Origin of the sequence: Photobacterium sp. Ph5 (assembly GCF_022129445.1) — a bacterium.
Taxonomy (GTDB): Bacteria; Pseudomonadota; Gammaproteobacteria; order Enterobacterales; family Vibrionaceae; genus Photobacterium.
On the sequence record NZ_JADQAQ010000023.1, the window covers coordinates 63,378 to 69,894 of the forward strand.

The 6,517-nt window shown below is 34.9% G+C and carries 7 protein-coding genes; 4 read left to right on the forward strand and 3 right to left on the reverse strand.

The genetic code is table 11. The annotated features are described in order from the left end of the window. Positions 1 to 24 precede the first annotated feature (24 nt). The gene (locus I3259_RS10845) at positions 25 to 804 is read left to right on the forward strand and encodes a helix-turn-helix transcriptional regulator (protein WP_238029633.1); all 780 of its coding nucleotides are present in this window, start codon (positions 25 to 27) and stop codon (positions 802 to 804) included. A 67-nt stretch (positions 805 to 871) separates the two neighbouring features. Here I3259_RS10845 and I3259_RS10850 read toward each other — a convergent pair whose 3' ends face one another. Then, entirely contained in the window at positions 872 to 1,804 is a 933-nt protein-coding gene (locus tag I3259_RS10850; RefSeq protein ID WP_238029634.1) for a Gfo/Idh/MocA family oxidoreductase, read from the reverse strand. 608 nt (positions 1,805 to 2,412) lie between these two features. Between I3259_RS10850 and I3259_RS10855 the strand changes: the two genes are divergently transcribed. Both I3259_RS10855 and lepB read left to right on the forward strand, forming a co-directional pair. Further along, the gene (locus tag I3259_RS10855) at positions 2,413 to 2,823 is read left to right on the forward strand and encodes a hypothetical protein (RefSeq protein WP_238029635.1); all 411 of its coding nucleotides are present in this window, start codon (positions 2,413 to 2,415) and stop codon (positions 2,821 to 2,823) included. A 189-nt stretch (positions 2,824 to 3,012) separates the two neighbouring features. Beyond that, positions 3,013 to 3,894 (forward strand): signal peptidase I, encoded by an 882-nt coding sequence (gene lepB / locus I3259_RS10860; RefSeq protein WP_238029636.1) that lies wholly within the window; start codon positions 3,013 to 3,015, stop codon positions 3,892 to 3,894. Positions 3,895 to 3,957: 63 nt separating this feature from the next. Here lepB and I3259_RS10865 read toward each other — a convergent pair whose 3' ends face one another. Both I3259_RS10865 and I3259_RS10870 read right to left on the reverse strand, forming a co-directional pair. Then, on the reverse strand, positions 3,958 to 5,070 hold the full coding sequence (locus I3259_RS10865) for an alpha/beta hydrolase (RefSeq protein ID WP_238029637.1): 1,113 nt from the start codon (positions 5,068 to 5,070) through the stop codon (positions 3,958 to 3,960). 305 nt (positions 5,071 to 5,375) lie between these two features. Further along, a complete protein-coding gene (locus I3259_RS10870) occupies positions 5,376 to 5,765 on the reverse strand; it encodes a hypothetical protein (protein ID WP_238029638.1) in 390 nt (129 codons plus the stop codon). A gap of 343 nt (positions 5,766 to 6,108) precedes the next feature. On the opposite strand from I3259_RS10870, the gene I3259_RS10875 reads away from it, so the two are divergent. Then, positions 6,109 to 6,435 carry a hypothetical protein gene (locus tag I3259_RS10875; protein WP_045082099.1) on the forward strand — a complete coding sequence of 109 codons (327 nt, stop codon included), beginning with the start codon at positions 6,109 to 6,111 and terminating at the stop codon, positions 6,433 to 6,435. Positions 6,436 to 6,517 lie beyond the last annotated feature (82 nt).

Consider the following 6,517-nt stretch of genomic DNA (forward strand, 5'->3'; position numbering starts at 1 on the left):
TCACAAGGTTTATAAAAAGAAAACATGTCAGGTATAATCAAACTTAATTATTACAATGGTAATCAACCGCAACACCTACGTAATGTACCTATTATTTACCCTTCAATTTTCTGGATTCAACAGGGGAATAAACAACTGCATTGGCAAAATGACTGGATCAACTTCAATAGCCATAACTGGCTTTTGGCGCACGGTCATACAGCATTAACTTTTATTAATAATCCTAATCAAACCCAATTCTTCTCAACCCAACTGAGTTTTTTGATCCGTCCAACGGATGAGCAAATCCAACAATCGCTCGAAAATCAGAAAGATGGTTTAACACCTGAATATAGCCTCGACGGTACTGCAAAATACTTATGGCAAAGTATTATAACAATGCCAAAAGATATTGAGCGCAATGTGCAAACACATATTGTTAATGCATTATTTGAGCACCTTGCTAACAGTGGTTATCTTCATCAGTTATTTTCAATGCGAAATTTGAGTTGGCGAGATAAGTTAACCCAATACTTTAATGATGATCCCAAAGCCAATCACTCAATTGAATCGGTCTGTGATCATTTCGGATTAAGTAAATCGACATTAATTAGACGCTTAAAAGAAGAGAATACTCAATTTAGAGACGTATTAGCAGAACTAAGAATGGGCTACGCATTAAGCTTATTGCAAACTAAGTCATATTCACAAATAGAGCTTGCGCATTTATGTGGCTACAAATCAGAGGCTCGATTTGCACAACGATTTCAACATCAATTTGGTTTAAGCCTAAAACAATATCAAAAAACATTTCAATATCATTAAGATAAATACCACTAACTCACTTTACGATAATGGTATTTATCTATCGATTTTTAATGAGATAACGTTTTTATCTGATAAATAGTGTTTCTAATTGCACTGCAATTGCATCAGCTAACAGGTGCGTTGAAATATTTCGTTCTACAGTATGCAGTGGCATTGTGCCTGACTCAACAACACTTAACCAATCAGAAATCATCGCATTAAAACCTTTCGTTGCTAACATTGGTATCCAATCTTCTGACGCTAAAATCCTTTCTTCATTATTAAGCCAACGTTGACCACGCATAAACGAAGTAAATTGGTAAGACTGGTTATGATAAGTAGCAGAAACACATTCATTGGTAATGCCATTTAAACGGTTCATCGAAGCATGAAGTAAGCATTGCCCTGACTGCCATTGCACATCAACACGTGAAAGCTGATCACCAAACATCTGATGGGTTACATAAACGTCATCGAGTGACGATTTAGCATTTAAATTGACACTATCGAGCGCGTGAATAAAATCATCGAAGATGAAAGTGTGAATATCACCAACAAGATTATGGCGATTTTTTTCCCAACGCAGTGAATGCAATTCACCAATGTTACCAGAAGCTAACTCCGGCAGGTGTTTGTTAAATAGAGGAATATGACGACGATTAAAACCAACATAAAGTGGAGTATTGTGCATCTCTGCAAGTTCATAAAGACGTTCAACTTGCTCTGCACTATCAACTAAAGGTTTGTCGACAAAAGTGGGAATACCTTGCTTTAAACACCAATGCGCTATGTCATAGTGAATAGAGGTTGCAGCATGGATCATCACCGCATCAATATTCTTTTTAGTTAATTGGCGGTAATCATCAAAACAACAACTTACACCATGCTGCTCTGCTAATGCATTTAAAACGGAAGGGTTGCGCGTACAAAAAATCAACTCTACATTTCTAAGTTGCGTCATAATTGGAAGATACGCTTTTTGTGCAATATCACCTAACCCAATAATCCCTATTCGCATTTTTTAACCTTAACGTATTGGTTACATCAACCGAAATGCTTTATATCTCAAAGATCCTGAAGCTAGGCTTAAGATATTCACTTTAACGATATTTATTTTCAGAACTATCTTTACTTAACGTTGGATCATCATACTTTTTCATGCGCTCATTAAATTTATCTTCTCGTTTATGATAGATAGATTGTAATGAAATTAAGCAGATAACACAGCTTGCCGTGCATTTTAAAAGGGAAAGAATAATACTATGGGGTTGCACTGCTGTTCTATGTAACGTTAGGCACAATAACTCGCAAGTATAAACAATAGTAGAAACTAACGACGCGTAAAAAAAGATCTTATTTGTAGCTATGGGCATCTTCATTCTAATAACTCTGTTTAATATGCTTCTATACCTAAAACGTAACATAATACGCCATGCGAATAACAGTCGATACCGTAATATTTTATAAATTAATTACATAAAGTGATGATTTAACACACACAGTCCGATTTTTGAACGACAGATAGAGCATTTAACAGTCAAATGATAATTAGCCGTTAGCAATAGTTTGATACTTCAGAACAAAATATAATTTAAAAATATCGCACGACTCTCTTAGATTTGTGTTATGAATATTTATTACACGGTAGGTTCAGCCATGAAAACACGTTATATCACTATTGATCTAGAAATACGCTCACATAAACCGTTTTCATCTTTAGCCACCTTTCTTAAACAGCAAGATACCTATTGCGAAGTTTATCCACCCAATGAACATGACCCATATTGGACTATAAACTTTTCTTTTGAACCACTTGATAACCCCAACTATTGTATAGAACAACATTGCCAATGGCTGAAAAGCATGCCCAACGATGCCAAACAGGAATGGGATGAAATTGAACACAAATGCGTTAACATTGGTTATGAAACATGTTCAGAACCTTGGGCTTTTACCGAGTTATTAAGCCCTAGCATCATTAAACAACTCGCTGAATTCAATCTTGGGCTTGGCTTGACACTTTATCCTGTTAACTAATTAGAATTAATGGATTATGAATAAAATGAGCAACATAGAACATTATTTAAATCGATGGGAGCATACAGATTGATAAAGTGAGATCATAGTTTCCAAAATATAGCCGTTTTATTTAGCACATTAATCATGTTCAATACACAATACTATTATTTGTAGATTATTCTATTTACACAGTTTTTGGGATAGCACATGCTTTCAGTATTCAACGCAGCAGAAATGTTCTCACTTATTCTTACTCTCGCGACCTTAATAACAGGTATTGTTTTCGCGTTAGATAAGTTCGTATGGCAACCTAAACGAGAAGGGGTGACACAGGAGAACACATCAGGTTGGGTTGCTCAAGCTCGCTCAATGTTTCCAGTATTATTTGCTATTTTAATTATTCGCTCATTCATCATCGAACCTTTTCAAATTCCAAGTGGCTCAATGCAGCCAACCTTGCTACCCGGTGATTTTATTGGCGTAGAAAAGTTTGCTTATGGGCTACGCGATCCTATTTTCCACAAAACATTAATACCAACGGGTAAGCCACAACGCGGTGATATTACAGTATTTATTGATCCATCAAACCCTAAAATTGATTTGATCAAACGTGTGGTTGGTTTACCGGGTGATACTATTATTTATCAAAACAAAACCCTTTATATCAAACCAGCTTGTAATGGGCAGAAAGTATGTCCAGTAGCACAAGAAGTACCAAAACAATATGTTGGCCTAACTAACTTCAGTGAGTTAGGTACACAGCTAAACGAATATAAAGAAGAACTGGGTAAAGTGACTCACCACATTCTGCGAGATCCAGCACTACCTGAACAAATTAACCGTTATTACCAACAGCCAGGTCAACCAATGGGTGTATGGGTAGTGCCAAAGGGTCATTACTTTGCAATGGGCGACAACCGAGATAATAGCTTAGATAGCCGTTACTGGGGCTTTATGCCAGAGCAGAACTTAGTGGGTAAAGCGACCTTTATTTGGATCAGTTTTACCTTCAACCATGATGCTGATTCTATGTGGCCTCACTGGTTACCTAATGGTGTTCGCTTCAATCGTATTGGTAGTATTCATTAGAACAACGACCGAACAATAAGATAAAACAAGAAAACCGACATGCTAATAACATGTCGGTTTTTATTAATCTGTAATATTTTGAATCAGATTATACTTATCTGACTCTTTCTTCGTTACCCAATGCTCACCGCTTGCAGGTGCTGAATCTAATGTATACATATAGAAATCGACACCTTTATCACCAAGCATAATTTTAAAATACGTCGCTTGTTTACGGTGACTCAGATCCGTAAATGGTATTTTTTTTGCGGTTTTTTCACCATCAGACCAACTATGCACACCAACTTGTTTATTAAGCTCAATAGCATCAGTTGGTGCTTTTCGTTCTAGAGTTCGTTCAATACCTGCCGTAAATAAATCAGTACCACCAGAGAATACAGAACCGTTTTTCGTAATCATAGTAGCAATCTCATGATTACGTATCATCAGACCTGTATACATGTTCACATCATCGTCAGCACTACCATTTATGACATTATCGAACATCAATAACATCTCACGACCTGTATATGCTTGAACAATATTTCCTAATTGAATAAATGTAGAAATACCCAATCTTGAGCTATTTTGATCGTGTTCTGATACGTCTTGACCAAAAATATCACGTAAAAAGTCTTTAAATACCGCTGATGTTTTAATATCAACTTGATCATATTCATCAATCGCAGTTAATGCAGTTGATCCAATATGCGACAAGTATTCAAATTCATCATTGCTATATTCTAATAGTACCGGTGTACGCTCATTAACTGATGTTGAATTAATAACCGTCGTTTCATTACTGATTGATTGCACTTCTTTCCCACAATCAAAATTATCAGAATATTTATTATCACTATAAACAATACATTTAGCTTCTTCATTACGATTGATCATAAGATCAATCGTATCACTATAATCATCCATCAATCGTACAACAGTTACATTATCGTCAAGCTCTTCTCCAAAAAGAACATGATTATAAACTTTTCCATCATAATAAAATGATACCGAATTTAAAACTTTCTCACGGTTCTTATAAATCTCAGTAATTTCATCATTATTAAATTGGTAATCAGCTGCAGGCTTTAAAGCTTTCTTAATCATTGTTGTCTTACTATCTGAGCCTGATCCCGAGTTACAACCGGCCAGTATCATAAGCGATGATGCAATTAATAGCTTTTTATAGGAAGTCATTTAATCCTCAATGTATGTTTGGTGTTTTCTGGAATGGGCTCAGCTTATGGAAATCCGCCTTTTTCGTCTAAACCATAACCACATAAAAACCAAACCAAAATATAACAACACCACAACTCATTGAAATTAAAGTTATTAATTCAAACAAAACAAAAGATAAATAAGAATAAAATCACGCTATTTACCGTATAAAACAGCGTGATCTTTTGAGAAAAAGTATTGATTAGCAGGGATAGATGGAACAAAGCCTGCATTCAACGTAATGAATTCAGGCTTATATTAAGTACAATATTGATCGTTCTTAGTTAGTAGAAATCACCTTCATATTTTTTTAACAATTCAATATCATCAATTTTAATAGCAGTTCCTGAAGTATAAGGCGCAGCCCATGAAAATAATGCGACTCTATGTCCACCATGCGTATTAATAATCGCATTGGCTCCAATACTTTTCGCTTCAGCAGCTAGCATAGGGTATAAAGTAACGACATGTTCGTAACCATATCTCGCATTGGCTTCTACTTGACCAATCACTTTATAGTGAATATTTTCAGGTAATGATTCCTGTGTTATATAAATAACACCTTTAGTTTTTTTATTATCTGATACAGCAGGTACGCTTGATGAAGAAACATTACTGCAACCACTTATAATTGTACTTAATAATAATACAGAGAAAATACGTTTTATATTCATAAGAAACACGAGTTTAAAATTAGATAGTCACGAATATAATTTCAAAATAGAGAAAAAAATAAACCTAAACCAAATGTTTTTAAAACATATCAATCGTTCATGATAGTAATTACCACCACATAGCCACATAGCTCAGACATCTAAAGATAAACGACCGTAAATAAAGCAGGGGACAAGCGTTAATTCAATGCACTAATTTGCTATATATATTCTGTGACACTCAAAATCTTCAAATCAACCACAATCAGATATTTTTATCTTTAAAATAAAAAACATTGATTTATTAATAATATGAAGATATCACAATAAAACACCGTTCAAATAGAAGTGAAGTTAACAGTTTATGAAAAAATTTATCATCCCATCTTTATTCCTTGCTCTTACTGGTTGTGCTGCTCAGACTGGTATTGTTACACCTAAAGAGAATTCTTACACAGTAGAAGCAACGGGTAGCAGTGAGCAAGAAGCAAAACAAATCGCAAACGCAACGGCAAAAAAGACATGTTCAGATTTAGGTAAATCCTTCTATGTGATTTCTGAAAACAGCAATTTCGATCATGCTATTGATGCTAAAACAACTGAACTTGCTAACACAGCAAGTAAGTTTTTCTTAGGTGGTGATGTATTAAACTCTGAACATAAAGTTATGATGGAATTTAACTGTAAGTAACTAGCTTCTATAAAATAAGGTTCCAATTGTAGTGGTACATTAAATTTGGCCACCTACTCAGAGGTGATATCATCACCTCTTA